The sequence below is a fragment of the Mucilaginibacter terrigena genome, assembly GCF_004168255.1.
In the GTDB taxonomy this organism is placed as follows: Bacteria; Bacteroidota; Bacteroidia; order Sphingobacteriales; family Sphingobacteriaceae; genus Mucilaginibacter; species Mucilaginibacter terrigena.
Genome location: NZ_SEWG01000006.1, coordinates 56275 through 71092, shown reverse-complemented (window position 1 = coordinate 71092; position 14818 = coordinate 56275). Strand labels below are relative to the sequence as shown.

At 43.0% G+C, this 14818-nt stretch carries 11 protein-coding genes; 5 read left to right on the top strand and 6 right to left on the bottom strand.

Annotation, left to right across the window (positions count from 1 at the left end):
* Positions 1–35: 35 nt before the first annotated feature.
* The 3 genes from EWM62_RS15370 (at position 36) to EWM62_RS15360 (ending at position 4140) form a co-directional block, all read left to right on the top strand.
* Positions 36–500 carry a DUF2059 domain-containing protein gene (locus EWM62_RS15370; protein WP_129877567.1) on the top strand — a complete coding sequence of 155 codons (465 nt, stop codon included), beginning with the start codon at positions 36–38 and terminating at the stop codon, positions 498–500.
* 60 nt (positions 501–560) lie between these two features.
* The gene (locus EWM62_RS15365; RefSeq protein WP_129877566.1) at positions 561–3422 is read left to right on the top strand and encodes a M16 family metallopeptidase; all 2862 of its coding nucleotides are present in this window, start codon (positions 561–563) and stop codon (positions 3420–3422) included.
* A gap of 91 nt (positions 3423–3513) precedes the next feature.
* Entirely contained in the window at positions 3514–4140 is a 627-nt protein-coding gene (locus EWM62_RS15360) for an MCP four helix bundle domain-containing protein (protein WP_129877565.1), read from the top strand.
* An 11-nt stretch (positions 4141–4151) separates the two neighbouring features.
* Here the strand turns inward: EWM62_RS15360 and EWM62_RS15355 are convergent, their stop codons facing one another.
* From EWM62_RS15355 to EWM62_RS15340, 4 genes are all read right to left on the bottom strand, one after another.
* Positions 4152–7898: an ATP-binding protein gene (locus EWM62_RS15355; RefSeq protein WP_129877564.1), complete on the bottom strand. Its 3747-nt coding sequence runs from the start codon at positions 7896–7898 to the stop codon at positions 4152–4154.
* A gap of 69 nt (positions 7899–7967) precedes the next feature.
* A complete protein-coding gene (gene fabD / locus EWM62_RS15350) occupies positions 7968–8852 on the bottom strand; it encodes an ACP S-malonyltransferase (protein ID WP_203235061.1) in 885 nt (294 codons plus the stop codon).
* A gap of 73 nt (positions 8853–8925) precedes the next feature.
* A complete protein-coding gene (gene folE / locus EWM62_RS15345) occupies positions 8926–9564 on the bottom strand; it encodes a GTP cyclohydrolase I FolE (protein WP_129877562.1) in 639 nt (212 codons plus the stop codon).
* 9 nt (positions 9565–9573) lie between these two features.
* Positions 9574–9990, bottom strand: a complete 417-nt coding sequence (locus tag EWM62_RS15340; RefSeq protein WP_129877708.1) for a 6-pyruvoyl trahydropterin synthase family protein — start codon at positions 9988–9990, stop codon at positions 9574–9576.
* A 78-nt stretch (positions 9991–10068) separates the two neighbouring features.
* Here EWM62_RS15340 and mqnB point away from each other — a divergent pair, with 78 nt between their 5' ends.
* Both mqnB and EWM62_RS15330 read left to right on the top strand, forming a co-directional pair.
* Entirely contained in the window at positions 10069–10770 is a 702-nt protein-coding gene (gene mqnB / locus EWM62_RS15335; RefSeq protein ID WP_129877561.1) for a futalosine hydrolase, read from the top strand.
* 65 nt (positions 10771–10835) lie between these two features.
* Positions 10836–11705, top strand: a complete 870-nt coding sequence (locus EWM62_RS15330; protein ID WP_129877560.1) for a menaquinone biosynthesis family protein — start codon at positions 10836–10838, stop codon at positions 11703–11705.
* Positions 11706–11853: 148 nt separating this feature from the next.
* Here the strand turns inward: EWM62_RS15330 and EWM62_RS15325 are convergent, their stop codons facing one another.
* Both EWM62_RS15325 and EWM62_RS15320 read right to left on the bottom strand, forming a co-directional pair.
* Complete coding sequence (locus EWM62_RS15325; RefSeq protein WP_129877559.1) at positions 11854–13086, bottom strand: TlpA disulfide reductase family protein; 1233 nt, start codon at positions 13084–13086, stop codon at positions 11854–11856.
* 57 nt (positions 13087–13143) lie between these two features.
* A complete protein-coding gene (locus EWM62_RS15320; protein WP_129877558.1) occupies positions 13144–14283 on the bottom strand; it encodes an acyl-CoA dehydrogenase in 1140 nt (379 codons plus the stop codon).
* Between the last annotated feature and the right edge of the window lie 535 nt (positions 14284–14818).

The window sequence follows — 14818 nt, the reverse complement described above, 5'->3', positions numbered from 1 at the left end:
TACGCTCCTTGCAATAACGCGAAACAAATCAGATCATGAAATACAAATTCCTAATCATCGCCCTGCTATTCTGCGCAACAGTAAAAGCGCAAACTATCCCCAATATTACCCCATCACATTTAAAGGCAGCAGAAGAGTTACTGGTAGCCTCGGGCGCAGATATGCAGTTTAAGGAAACCACGGCTGCTATGCTCAAACAGCTCAGTGCGAATGTACCCGAGGATAAAAAACAAAAATTTCTCGAGATCATGAATTCCTTTATAAACAAGTACATGAACTGGGATTTAATGAAAGACCAAATGGCCGCACTATATGCACAGGAATTCACTGAAAAAGAACTTAGGGACCTCGCTGTTTTTTATCGCACGCCATTGGGTATTAAGGTGAATCAGAAGCAACCTGTACTATTTCAAAAAAGCGCGCTTTTAGGCCAGCAGGCGGTACAGGGCCACCAGGTAGAACTTCAACAAATGATGCGTGAAGCATTTAACGAAAAATAAACAATTTGTAACTAAGATATTCGTTTAGCATCTTAGTAAAATATTCCTTGTAATTAAACTATGAACTTTAACAAAACTTTATCTGTAGCTACGCTGGCGTTTTTAGTAGCCTGCGGCAGCGCAAATGCACAGGTAAAAAGAAAACCCACCCCATCTCCTAAAAATAAACCGAATGCTGCAGCAGCGGTGGCGCCTGCAAATGTGCTGCCGGTTGATAAGGACGTATTGATCGGTAAATTGCCAAATGGCCTAACCTATTATATCCGCCATAACGGGCAACCGCAAAACCGCGCCGAGCTGTACCTGGTAAACAAGGCTGGCTCTATCCTGGAAACGGATGCGCAACAGGGCCTTGCCCACTTTACCGAGCACATGGCTTTTAACGGTACACGCGATTTCCCGAAGAACGCATTGGTAGATTACCTGCAAAAATCGGGTGTGAAATTTGGCGCCGATCTAAACGCTTACACATCTTTTGACGAAACCGTTTACCAATTGCCATTACCTACCGATAGCGTTGCTGTATTTGAAAAAGGCTTTGACATTTTAGCTAACTGGGCAGGTTATGTAAGCTTTGACCCTGCCGAAATTGATAAGGAACGTGGTGTTGTTTTAGAAGAGGCCCGCCTGCGCGGCAAAAACGCGCAAGAGCGTTTAAGCCTGCAAACCCTGCCCGTATTGTTAAACAATTCGCGTTACGCGTCGCGCTTGCCTGTGGGTAAAGAGGAGATCCTGAAAAACTTTACCCCGGCCACTATAAAAAGCTTTTATGCCGATTGGTACAGGCCAAACCTGCAGGCGGTAATTGCCGTTGGCGATTTTGATGTGAAACGTGTAGAAGCGTTAATTAAGGCTAACTTTTCGGGGCTAAAAAACCCTGCGGCGCCAAAGCCACGTCCAGATTATACAGTTGCGCCAACACCCGGCACAGTTGTTAAAATAGCTACCGATAAGGAGTTTCCGTACACGCTTGCACAAATTGTAGTTAAGCACCCGCATATCGTGGTACGAACTACTACTACCTATATGCAAAGCGTGCGTACATCGCTGTTTAATTTTATGCTTAACCAAAGGCTTGCCGAACTGCAGCAAAAACCAGAGCCACCTTTTTTATACGCACGTACCAGTTACGCGCCACTTATTGGCAAACAGGATGCATTTTCGTCGGTGGTTGTTTCCAAGCCCGATGGTTTAGAAACAGCGGTAAAAGCTGTTGTTGCCGAAACCGAGCGCCTGCGCAAATTTGGTTTTACGCTAACCGAACTTGAACGGGCAAAACAATCATCGTTAGTGGGTATTCAAAATGCTTTTTACGAAAAGGACAAAACCAATTCGGCCAATTATGTAAGGGAGTACCAGCTTAACTTTTTATCAGGAGATGCCATCCCGGGGATTGATTTTGAGTACAATTTTTATGTAAACAATATAAGTAAGGTAACCCTTGCAGAAATGAACGCTCTTGCAGGTCAGTTCATCAGCGACCAAAACCGTGTAATTATAGTTGAAGGCCCCGAAAAAGACAAGGATAAACTTCCCGACGAAAAAACGATCCTGAACTGGATAGGTACAGCCGGTAACAACCTTACCGCTTATGTGGATAACGTTACCAGCAAACCATTAATGGAGAAAGAACCCGAAGGTTCAAAAGTATTATCAGAGGCAAAAGACGACGCCATTGGCACAACATCATTAACATTGGCCAACGGTGTTAAAGTAATACTTAAACCAACCGAGTTTAAAAACGACCAGATATTGATAAATGGTTACAGCTTTGGCGGCACATCACTTGCCAGCGATGATGATTACACATCGGCAAGTTTTGCAGGTACAATTGTTGGCAGCAGCGGTATATCTGAGTTTAACCAGGGCCAGCTTGATAAAATGCTGGCAGATAAAAATGTAAATATTTCACCCTATATAAACGAGATAAGCCAGGGCATAAGGGGCAGTTCGTCCCCGCGCGATTTTGAAACAGCTTTACAATTGGTATATCTTTACTTTACAAAGCCACGCAAAGATGCCGATATATGGAAAGGGACCATGAACCAGACCAAAGCTTTGCTGGCTAACAGGGGCCTTGATCCGCAAAGCGTTTACCAGGATACATTATCGGCTGTTTTAAGCAATAATAACTTCCGCTATGGCGCAACCACAGTTGAAAGGTTAAACGGCGCTAACCTGGATAAGGCATTTGATTTTTACAAAGACAGATTTGCCGATGCAAGCGGTTTCACTTTTGTAATTGTGGGCAATTTTAACCCTGAGTTGATCAAACCATTTTTGGAAACTTACCTTGGCGCCCTGCCTGCTACCAACAAAAAGGAAACGTATAAAAACTTAAAAATGCACCCTGCTGCCGGCCAGATAAACAAAACCGTTTATAAAGGCATTGTTGATAAAGCTACCGTGCAAATGATATACAGCGGCGATTACGTTTTTAACGAAGCTAACAACCTGCAAATGGACGCGTTGGAAGAAGTGCTGAATATTAAGCTGATCGAGCGTTTACGCGAACAGGAAAGTGGCATTTACGCACCGGGGGTAAGGGCATCGTACAGCAAAAACCCCGAAGGCCGATACAGCGTTACCATTGTATTTACCTGCGCTGCCGCAAATGTTGATAAACTTGTAGCCGCTACGCTTGATGAAATAAATAAAATAAAACAAACAGGCGCGCTACCTGCCGATATCGAAAAATTTGCTGCCGAAGAAGCACGATCGACCCAGGTACAGCTAAAACAGAATATTTCGTGGTCGGGTTACCTGATAGCAACAGCACAAAACGGCTTAAACCCGGATGAGATATTAAGCCATGTTAAAAACCTGGACCAGATCACCGTTCAAAGCACCAAAGAAACCGCTAATAAATATCTTAATAATAGCAACCTGGCAAAGGTTATACTGATGCCGGAGAAAAAATAAGCATACTAAACTGCACACGCAAAGGCCTTTCGGATGATAATTTGAAAGGCTTTTGTTTTTAGCTACCTTAGGTAACTAAATTTATCTGACGATGAAGTGGGCATATTCTCTAAAATATAAAGTTAGGGCGGCGCTGGTATTAACGGCTTTAACAACTATCCTTTTATTGGTAAACTGGGGCGGGCGTAGTGATGTTGCGCAGCTTGACAGAACATTGACGAGCTTACTTAAAGACCGGCTGATGCCCGCGACCTTTGTACACGACATTAGCAACCGCCTATATGAAAATAAAATACTGGCTGCCAATAATACCGGGGCTGAAAAGATCAAGGCTAACTATCTGGCTATAGAACAGCTTATAAAAAAGTACGAAGCCACCCAGCTTACCCCCGAAGAAGCCTTGCAGTGGAAAAAATTCAGGGTGCAGTTAAAAGCGCTTAAATCAATGGAAGATGCCGGGAGCACCACGCCCGGCCTTTCGGTATCAAGGGAGGCCGGGTTTCATACAACAATTCAGTACCTTGATAATTTGATCCGTATCCAGGTAGGTGAAAGCGACAGACTGATCATAAGCGGTAAAGCTACCGTAAGTTCAAATATATTAACTGCTAACATTGGGGCTGCTATGTGCATTATATTAGCCCTTTTTACCCTGGTGATATTAAGCGCGACTGATCGCGCTCTTTTCAGGCCTGGCCAGCGCCATAATTTAAATTAACATACAACACGTTATACAGCTTGCTCGTTATCCGCAGGGAAACTTAAGTAGAAGGTTGTACCTACGTCAATAGTGGTTTCGAACCATACTTTACCACTGGCATTTTCAATAGAGTTTTTAACAAAGGCCAGCCCCAGGCCTGTGCCCGAGCTTTTTGTAGTAAAGTTTGGTTCAAATATTTTTTCGCGCATCCCTTCGGGTATGCCGTTACCATTATCCTTAAGGGTAAGCAGTATATTTTTATTGGTGATCAGGTATTCAATATTTATCAGGCAGTCCTTATCCTGCGGGGTAGCCTCTATCGCGTTTTTTAGCAGGTTATTAAAGCATCTCAGCAGCTGGTCGCGGTCGGCGCTTACAAAAAATGGGGTTCCGGGCGGGCGAAAGGTTATCTTAACATTATCCATTTGTTTAAAAATGGTAACAGCCTGGCCAAACACCTCAAAAATATCCATACGCTCTATGCGGGTATCGGGCATTTTGGCAAAAGCCGAAAACTCCGACGCAATTGACGACAGGCTCTCTATCTGCTCCACAAATGATTTGCTAAAGCGCTCAAACTTTTGGTCAAACTTAGGGTCTTTGTCCTTCCACGATTTATCAAGTAGCTGCAAGCCCAGTTTTAATGGCGTAAGCGGGTTTTTAATTTCGTGGGCAACCTGTTTGGCCATTTCGCGCCAGGCCGTCTCACGTTCAGACTGTGCAAGTTTATTGGCGCTGTTTTCCAGCGCGGCTATCATGTTATTATACTCTTTTACCAGCGCGCCAATTTCATCGTTACGTTCCCATTTTATAGGCTCGTTCTTTTTACCGTAAATGGTTTTACTTAAATTGTATTGTATAAAGTTTAGCGGCGCGGTTATTTGCCGGGCTATTATTACCGCAAACAAGCCAATAGCAATAAACACCAGCGCGTAAACATTTATCATGATGTTTAGCAACGATCCAATACGCTCGGTATAATCGGCTGCGTTTGCAAAGTAAGGCAGCTGCAGGTAGGCAACAGTTTCGTGCTTTATATTCCGGAGAGGGGTATAGGCCGCTTTATAGGTTAATAAACCTATTTTTTCCTCGTTGAGCACCTCGGATTTTTGCATGCCGTTTAAAGCAATAAATGCACGGCCGTTCATTTGCTTACATAGCAATCCGTAATCGTAAATTTTGGGCTGGGTGGTAATTAATAAGTTACCGTTAAGGTCATATAGTGCAAGGTCGGCCGAGTAAGTGTTGGCCAGGTCATCAAAACGTACCTTGCTATCTTCGGTAATAGTATTTATATAATTGTTGATAGGCCCGGTTTCAAAAGCTACCGCTATCTGCATTATTTTTGACCGTATAAGCTTATCCTGTTGGGCCTGATATTGAGCGCTTATAGATATAAAGGTGATGATCCCCACTAAAACAAGCGTTATAACAACCGCGAAGATCATAGAAAACTGGATGCGCGTTTTATACAGGATCCTGTCGAAAGTAAGTTTAAAGCTCCACCTGATGCGGTTGTTACTTACATTAAATATTTTTACGCGGATCCATATCACCCTTATTAATAATATAATGGCATTAAAGGCCAGCAAAACAACAAAGAAAAAGGTTAGGGCTGTAATGTTAGATAAAAGCACATTATTCTCCTGGCTTACCACTATCAGGTTGCGGTTACTGGGTTTATATAATAAATGGCTGTAAGTAGTAAACTTTTCAGAAAAAGCAGGTTTCGAGCTCCTGGTGGTTTGAACGGTGTACTTTTTAAGTTCGCCTTTAAACTCCTTATTTTTAATACGATACACATAGGTCCCGCTTTGGCCTATCAGCGTGTTATCTGTATAAAAAGCAAACGAATAATTTTTGAATTCGTCGTTACTGCCTTTTACTTCTTTATCGATCAGCAGGTCGGGAAAGGTGCCGGCTGCAAGTAATGGTTTTGACTTTAGTTCGATAACTATGGTGCCTAATTTTTGGGCGCCATCCATTACGGGCAGTATTGCAAAATAGCTTTGAAAACCAAACGACTCGTTTTGCCTGTAAAAATAATCGGATACTTTAAACGAACTGTACACCACCATGTCTTTAAACACATCAAGGCTGTAGTTTTTATCTACAGATATAGGCTGGTCGGTGGTATCATATTCATGTACCTCAAAGTCGTATTTTGAAAGGTACCGGTCAAAATAAAGTTTTTGCAGCCGGGTTTCCAGGTAATCTGAAGTATGATCGGTGCTTTTGTAATAAGCAACAAGTATTGGGTCGACAATTATTTGCTTCTCTATCTTTTTGAAAAGCACATCGGCTGTAGCATCATCCGGCACCTCAAGCCGTTGTATCAAAACCTTCCGCAGTTCATGCTCTTTTATCGATTCGAAATGGTTGAGTTTAATAGATGCTATGATGGCACAAATAAGCACAGTACTGATAAACGATGTTGCGGTAAATTTTCTGTCGTTATAAAGAAAGGCATACCCCCGTATAATTACCAATACCATCCATAGTAAATAAAACAGGCTAAACTCCCAATAATAAGTTACTACGCCTGTTGTAACTATAATGCCGGCAACAAATAACAGTGCTTGCTGCATTATAGGGATATCGAGTTTAAAACATATTGTTAGTATAATCTCGGTCAATAAAAAAAACATTAAGAAACTAAAGCAAAGCATTAGTACCCCCAGCAAACTAAACCCCGAAAGGTTAAGCACGTTGTTTACATCGAAACTGATCTTTGAATTGATAACAAGGCCGTAAAAAACACGCAGCAGGTTGGTTGAGGTGGTTATAAGCAATACCAAACAGCCGGCAAACACCAGGTAGCTAATTATTTTGCCTGGTACCTTTACAACAAGTTTATTGCGGTGGATGTAGGTAAAAATAACAAACCAGCACATAACCAGTATGTTGATACAAAAATCGCCCAGGGACCTGAAAATTGGCGATGATGCATACAGCTGGGGGTTAAATAATGATAATTGCTGCGTAAAATATGGCCAGCCATAATGCAGGTTTAAAAGCCTGAAAAGTATGATAAACCCCGCCAGCAAGAACAGCCCCCCATATACATAACTTTTATTTACAAGGTACCGGGCAACATTGTTTATCAGTATAAACAGTGTAAAAATAGCCAGAAGCCAAAACCCTATAACAAAATAAAAAAAGCGGTGGTTAACCCCCTTTACCAGTTTTAACGAAAACAGGTATACGTTATTAACATCGTGTACGGCGTAAACGCTCTTGTCGGTAAAATCGGCTATGGCTATATTGTCGTCAATGGTAAGGTCCTTGGCAAAAATATTTTTAAGATATTCGTTCGTAAATGGGTAATTTGTTTTTACAGGAATAAAAAATACGACCGATGTATTACCCTCGGTTTTTTTGATAGTTTCGTAGTACCCGTTAGGCTGCTTTGTAAAGGAGCACCCCTCTTTTATCCGCGAAACTTTTTGAGGGATAATTTTTGCGCCGCTCCAAAAATCGGGCACTCCATTTTTGTAAACCACTATCCAAATGGCATTTTTTATGGTGTACTCGTCAATGTAATTAAGCCCTTTGGCCGGTGTGTTACGCAGATTTTTTATTTCGTTAAAAACTTTCTTGTTTTTAATGGCACTATAAACGTAGTTTTCCTTACCGTGCAGGTTATTCTCTAACAGCTTTGATGTTTGGATAAGGTTATTTGCGGGCGTATAAGTACTTTCAACAACAATTGCTGTAAATAACAAACTGGCAAATAATAGTACCAGTAATACGCGTATTTTTCCGGCGGTGCTCAAGCTGTTAAATCTATCAAATTCAATTGGTAAAAGTAAAAGCCATCCGTTAGCAAACAGATGGCTTTGTAATTATTGTATTACAGCGCTTGCTGCAGGCACTTCGCGGTCAACCTTTTTTACAAGGCCTTGCAGTACCTTACCCGGCCCAACTTCGGTAAACGATGTAGCGCCATCCCTAAGCATTTGCTCAACGGTTTGTGTCCAGCGTACCGGGCCAGTTAACTGGGCTATCAAGTTGTGTTTTATATGCTCGATATCCGTGTACGGGTGGGCGTCTATATTTTGATAAACCGGGCAAACCGGCTCCTTAAATTCGGTATTAATAATAGCTGCTTCCAGCTCAACGCGGGCAGCTTCCATTAACGGCGAGTGGAAAGCCCCGCCAACATTCAGCTTTAAGGCGCGCTTTGCGCCGGCTTCGGTCATTTTAATACAGGCGGCATCAATACCGGCAACTGTACCTGATATTACCAATTGGCCGGGGCAGTTATAGTTTGCAGGCACAACCACATCTGTTAAGCGCTGGCAAATATCTTCTACGGTAAAATCATCAAGCGCTAAAATAGCAGCCATAGTACCGGGTTGTATATCGCAGGCCTTTTGCATGGCATTTGCACGCGCGGCAACCAGGCGCAGCCCATCTTCGAAAGATAAAGCGCCGCTTGCCACTAAAGCCGAAAATTCGCCAAGCGAGTGGCCGGCTACCATTTCGGGCTTAAAATCATCACCCAAAACCTTAGCCAATATCACCGAGTGCAGGAATATGGCGGGCTGGGTAACATTGGTTTGCTTCAGGTCATCCTCGGTACCGTCAAACATTACATCGGTAATGCTGAAACCCAATATTTCGTTAGCCTGTTCAAATAATGCGCGTGCCTGTTCGCTTTGCTCGTAAAGGTCTTTTCCCATACCCGGGAACTGGGCACCCTGTCCCGGAAAAATGTATGCTTTCATTATTGTAATATTTATTAGTTGACGGAGCGAGGATATCAGAGCGTTGCCGCACTCCTCACTCCCTTCTTCGCACTTAACTCAAATTGGAAGAAATTAAGTTTAAAAATTCTGTTCGTGTCTGGCCTTTTAAAAACTCGCCTGTAAAAGCCGATGTGGTTGTTACCGAGTTTTGTTTTTGTACACCCCGCATGCTCATGCACAGGTGCCTGCACTCAATTACCACGCCAACTCCTATGGGGTTAAGCGTTTCCTGGATGCAATCTCTAATTTCGTTGGTTAAACGCTCCTGTACCTGCAGCCTGCGCGCAAATACATCAACTATACGGGGGATTTTGCTAAGGCCTACTACATAGCCGTTTGGTATGTAAGCAATATGTGCTTTACCAAAAAATGGCAGCATATGGTGTTCGCACATCGAGTACACCTCAATATCTTTTACGATAACCATTTGGCTGTACTCTTCTTTAAACATTGCCGAATTCAGAATGTCTCTTGCATCAAGGTCATACCCGTGTGTAAGATAAAGCATTGCCTTTGCAATCCGCTCAGGCGTTTTCAACAACCCCTCGCGATTTGGGTTTTCGCCAATCTGTTTTAAAACGTCAAGGTAACTGGCCGATAGGTTTTGGATCAGTTCGGGGTTATAGCGGTCAATTTTTTGATAGCCGTTTATGCCCTCGTCCCTGTCAGGAATATTTTGGTCGTCGATCATAGGTTAGGTTTATCCGCCAAAATATTCGGCCGAGTTGTTTTCTGTTTCATACAATTTCACCGAATGTAAGTAAACACCGGGATAGGCTTCTATCGGTGCTTTTAACTGGTTAAATATGCCTATGCAAAGCAATTCGGTAGATGCCATTATGCCCTTCATAAACTCCACATCCATATTGATGTTTTTATGGTCCAGCTTTTCTATTACATGCTCGTTGATGATGATCTTAAGCTCTTTAAGGTCCATCAGATAGCCGGTAGCGTGGGTAACCTCGCCTTTTACGGTTACAAACAAATTGTAATTATGCCCGTGCCAGTTAGGGTTGGCGCATTTGCCAAAAACTTCCTGGTTTTTCTCTGCGCTCCATTCCTCGCGGTACATGCGATGTGCTGCGTTAAAATGTTCCTTGCGCGTAATATGTATCATCATAGCAATTAATGGTGCAAATATACAAAACAAAAACAGGCGAGTTGTTTTATCTTAGCTGTCAAAAATATTTACAAAATGAGAGTTTTATTTGTAGCAGCCACAGGGATGGAGGTGGGCAGGTTTGTTTTAGATTTTGGTTTCCGGGTTATGGATGCTGAAAAGAAAAACGTTTACACCATTCCTGATGAAAAAAACTCGGTTAGCCATACCTTACTTATTACCGGCGTTGGGATGGTGGCAACTGCTTATTCGCTGGGTAAAGAACTGGCGACTAATCAATACGACCTGGCCATAAATTTTGGTATTGCAGGCAGTTTTGACCGAAGCATTGAACTTGGTGATGTAGTGGAGATCATCCATGATAATATTGCCGAACTTGGTGCCGAAGACAATGATTCCTTTTTGCCGGTAAGCGTATTGGGCTTTGGCGAAAGCGAGTTTAAAGCTACCCAAACCGTAAGCAGCATTTTTAAAGGGGCTAAAACCTCCTCGCTTTTAAAAAACCTGAAACAGGTTAGGTCTATCACCGTAAATACGGTCCACGGCGAGCCTGAGTCTATTAACCGGGTACAAAAAAGACTGAACCCTCAGTTGGAAAGCATGGAAGGCGCTGCCTTTTTTTATGTTTGCCACCATGCGGGCATACCATGTGTACAGATCAGGGCTGTGTCAAATTATGTTGAGAAACGGGATAAAGACAATTGGAAGATAGGCCTTGCCGTTAAAAATCTGAATGCTTTTATAGTAGAGTTCATTAACGGCTTGCAGGTGTTATAAGTTAGGTTGTACGTATTAAAGCAAATCAATTCTTATAACCATTAACGTATTTATACCCTGGTAAAATGAAACTAACCATTGGCTTTTCGCCCTGCCCAAACGATACTTTTATTTTTGATGCCCTTATCCACCATAAAATTGATACCGAAGGCCTGGATTTTGAGGTGTTTTATGATGATGTGGAAACGCTTAACCAAAAAGCCTTTCGCGGCGAGCTGGATATTACCAAGCTTAGTTATCATGCTTTTGCCTACGCCGCCGATAAATATATTTTGCTGGATGCAGGCAGCGCCTTAGGCTTTGGCGTTGGGCCATTGTTGATCTCTAAATCCGAAGTTTCAATTTCGGGTTTAGAAAAGAATGAAATTCGACATCCGGAATCCGAAATCCGAAATCCTTTAATAGGCATTCCAGGCAAATATACTACAGCCAACTTTTTACTGAGCCTTGCTTTCCCCAATGCAACAAATAAGCAGGAACTGGTTTTCTCGGATATTGAGAATGCTGTGTTGGATGGCAGGGTAGATGTAGGCCTCATTATCCACGAGAACCGCTTTACTTACCAGGATAAAGGCCTGCATAAGATCATCGACCTGGGCGATTATTGGGAGAAACGTACGGGTTGCGCTATTCCGCTGGGTGGTATTGTTGCCAACCGCAATTTACCTTTAAATATTCAGCATAAAATAAACCGGGTGATCAAACGCTCGGTGGAGTTTGCATTTGCCAACCCAAAATCGGGACTGGAATATATCCGCTCGCACGCGCAGGAAATGAGCGAAGAGGTGATGTACAAACACATCGACCTTTATGTAAATAAATTTTCTGTTGATTTAGGCGTAGAGGGGAAAAAAGCTATAAAGCTTTTGTTTGATACTGCGCTGGAGAAAGGGATTATCCCGGAGGTTAGTGAGGGATTATTTTTAAACCCGTAAAATCTAGCGCCGTCGCTCGGCTCCAGCCGAGTGACCATTATTACAGGGCGTCCCGCCGCAATTTGCTGCGTAAATACAGAGGCGGCCGGAGGCCTATAAATATTTATCACTCGGCTGGAGCCGAGCGATTGCACTATTTACAGGCTTCTTACTTCTCCGCCAACAGATCCTCCGTCAGCTTCTCAAACTCGCTGATAAACTCGGTATAATGCTCGCCTGTACCCGGGCCGTTAAAGCCGGTGTGGATCTTTCGCACGTCGCCCTTTTTATCAATAATAATGGTGGTTGGGAAACCTACAACACTGGTTAGTGCAGGCAAACTCTTAGCAGTTTCAGCTTTATTGCTGGTGTAACCGGTTATCAGTACCGGGTATTTAACATCAAACCGTGCCTTTACCTGCGCCAGGGCCTTTTGCGATTTGGTAAAATCTGTAGTGCGTTCATAAGCCAGGCCTAAAACTTCTACGCCCCGTGACTGGTATTTTTTGTAATAATTAACCATGTAAGCGGTCTCATCCATACAATTGGGGCACCACGAGCCCATTACCTGCACAATAACTACCTTGTTGTTAAAACGGGCATCGGTAAGCGAAACGGCTTTTCCGTTAAGGTCCTTAAAAGTAAACGCCAGTTTTTTATATCCTGGTTTTAATGCGGAAAGCGAGTAAGCATCGGGCAATTTGGCGTTCTGGTTGCGGGTAGCAACCCATACGTCCTTGCCTGTTAAGCCCGAAAAGAATTTACCCCCGGTAATGGTATTATCATCAGCAATTTTTGCACTGAAAAGGTAGGCGTGCCCACCGTCAAAGCACGACAGGTATAAACTATCGCCCGATACCGTGCCTTCTAAAAAACGGTAGTCGCCGGTGGTGGTAAGGAAAGTGCCGGTAACTTTTTGGCCAGCTTGTTTAAACTCGCCAACTGTGGTATCGCGGCCTGTGCTGTCGCCCATAATAGCCAACCAGCGGCCGCTTACATTGTATGCGGTTTTAGCGGGGGCTTCAAAAAAGCGCCATGGTGTACCGGCCGTCGCGGTAAAGCCCATTGGTACATCACGGTCGCCTAAGTGCTTTATAAATTGTCCTTTCAGGTTATCGCCCTCTTGTTTTAACCTAAATTCCGATTCAAACAAAGGCATCTTTATAAATACCGAATCGCCTTTGGCGGTGATATCGGTCACTTTAAAATGCTCGGAACTATTAATAATGGCAAGTTCCTGTTTATTGCCGGTATTGGTCACCTCAAAATTAAAGGGAATCTGGTTAGCCGATGCCGTGTGTAATGCACCCCGCCAAACGCCAGCTTTCAATTTTGTTTGAGCCCAGCTTATATGTGTTAGCGCGGTTAGAACGAGCGCGCTAAATATTATCTTTTTAATCATATTCAAAATAGACTACTAATTTAATATACTTTATCAAAAGTAATAAATGTAGTCAAACTATCTCAACACCTCGCGCGATATGACAATACGCTGAATTTCGGAAGTGCCTTCGTATATCTGCGTGATCTTGGCATCGCGCATCAGGCGCTCTACATGATACTCTTTTACAAAGCCGTAACCGCCATGGATCTGCACCGCCTCAACAGTGGTGCGCATAGCCGTTTCTGATGCAAACAGTTTTGCCATTGATGCTGCCTGCGCATATGGCAGGCCATTATCTTTTAACCAGGCCGCGCGGTAACAAAGCAGGCGGGCAGCTTCAATCTCGGTAGCCATATCGGCCAGTTTAAATTGTATGGCTTGCAAATCGGCAATGGTTTTGCCAAATGCCTTACGTTCTTTAGCATACTGTACCGATAGCTCGTAAGCGCCGGATGCGATACCCAACGCCTGCGAGGCAATGCCTATGCGCCCGCCTTCCAGCGTAGCCATCGCGAATTTAAAGCCGAAACCATCCTCGCCAATGCGGTTCTCTTTGGGCACTTTAACATCGGTAAACATCAGCGAATGCGTATCCGACCCGCGGATGCCCAGTTTATTCTCTTTGGCACCTACGGTAAAGCCTTCCATACCTTTCTCCACTATAAGGGCGTTAATGCCTTTATGCTTTTTAGAGGCATCGGTTTGGGCCATTACTATATAGGTAGATGCAGTGCTGCCATTGGTTATCCAGTTTTTGGTGCCGTTAACCAGGTAATGGTCGCCCATATCAATAGCGGTGGTGCGCTGCGATGTGGCATCAGAACCGGCCTCGGGCTCGCTCAGGCAAAAAGCGCCTATTTTTTGGCCCTGGGCCAGCGGCACTAAAAATTTTTGTTTTTGTTCTTCGTTACCGTATTTTTCTAACCCGTAGCAAACCAGCGAGTTATTTACCGATACCACTACCGATGTGGACGCATCAACCTTTGAAAGCTCTTCCATCACAATAGAGTAGGATATGGCATCCATGCCGCTGCCGCCATACTGCGGCGATACCATCATGCCCAAAAAGCCAAGTTCGCCAAGTTGCCTTATTTCTTCGGCCGGGAATTTCTGGTGTTCGTCGCGTTCAATAACGCCGGGCTTTAATACGTTATGTGCAAAATCACGCGCCGCCTGGCGTATCATCAGGTGTTCTTCGGTAAGTTCAAACTGCATAATTGTAAATAAAAATTAAAGGTATAATTATTATGCATGCATAGCAAAAATATCGGCACAAAAAAAGAGAGCTCTTTTGAAGCTCCCTTTTCCCCTAATTAATTTAAACTATTGATTAAACCCAAAATAAAAGAACATGTTCATCTCAACTTGGGCAACTGAGAATTCGTTTTAGTCTTAACAATTTGAAAGTTTTTCACAGGTAGATGTAATATTTTTTCAAAGATGTATGCAGGACCGCTTAGCTTTTATCAAAACCTAAGCCATAATTTAGCACACTACACAAAAAAACTTGTGAAAGTTATCATCAGGGCGATATCAATGCCATTGCCTTTAAGGAAACGTTTACGCTAAAAGAAACCGATTGTAAATATTAACTTCTGATAAACAACAACTTATAAATAATTACACTTTTATAATTTTCTTTTAACGAATTAAAGATCACGTAGAAATACGTAACATTCTTTTTGCACAAATAATTTGATTTTTTTTGCTTTAACCATCCATTAAACTGATTTTTAAAGAAAAAAAGCTT

Coding starts and splice junctions, on each gene's coding strand:
- EWM62_RS15340 (WP_129877708.1), bottom strand. CDS start 9,990: ATGATACATATTACGCGCAAGGAACATTTTAACGCAGCACATCGCATG.
- EWM62_RS15370 (WP_129877567.1), top strand. CDS start 36: ATGAAATACAAATTCCTAATCATCGCCCTGCTATTCTGCGCAACAGTA.
- mqnB (WP_129877561.1), top strand. CDS start 10,069: ATGAGAGTTTTATTTGTAGCAGCCACAGGGATGGAGGTGGGCAGGTTT.
- folE (WP_129877562.1), bottom strand. CDS start 9,564: ATGATCGACGACCAAAATATTCCTGACAGGGACGAGGGCATAAACGGC.
- EWM62_RS15360 (WP_129877565.1), top strand. CDS start 3,514: ATGAAGTGGGCATATTCTCTAAAATATAAAGTTAGGGCGGCGCTGGTA.
- EWM62_RS15330 (WP_129877560.1), top strand. CDS start 10,836: ATGAAACTAACCATTGGCTTTTCGCCCTGCCCAAACGATACTTTTATT.
- EWM62_RS15325 (WP_129877559.1), bottom strand. CDS start 13,086: ATGATTAAAAAGATAATATTTAGCGCGCTCGTTCTAACCGCGCTAACA.
- EWM62_RS15320 (WP_129877558.1), bottom strand. CDS start 14,283: ATGCAGTTTGAACTTACCGAAGAACACCTGATGATACGCCAGGCGGCG.
- EWM62_RS15365 (WP_129877566.1), top strand. CDS start 561: ATGAACTTTAACAAAACTTTATCTGTAGCTACGCTGGCGTTTTTAGTA.
- fabD (WP_203235061.1), bottom strand. CDS start 8,852: ATGAAAGCATACATTTTTCCGGGACAGGGTGCCCAGTTCCCGGGTATG.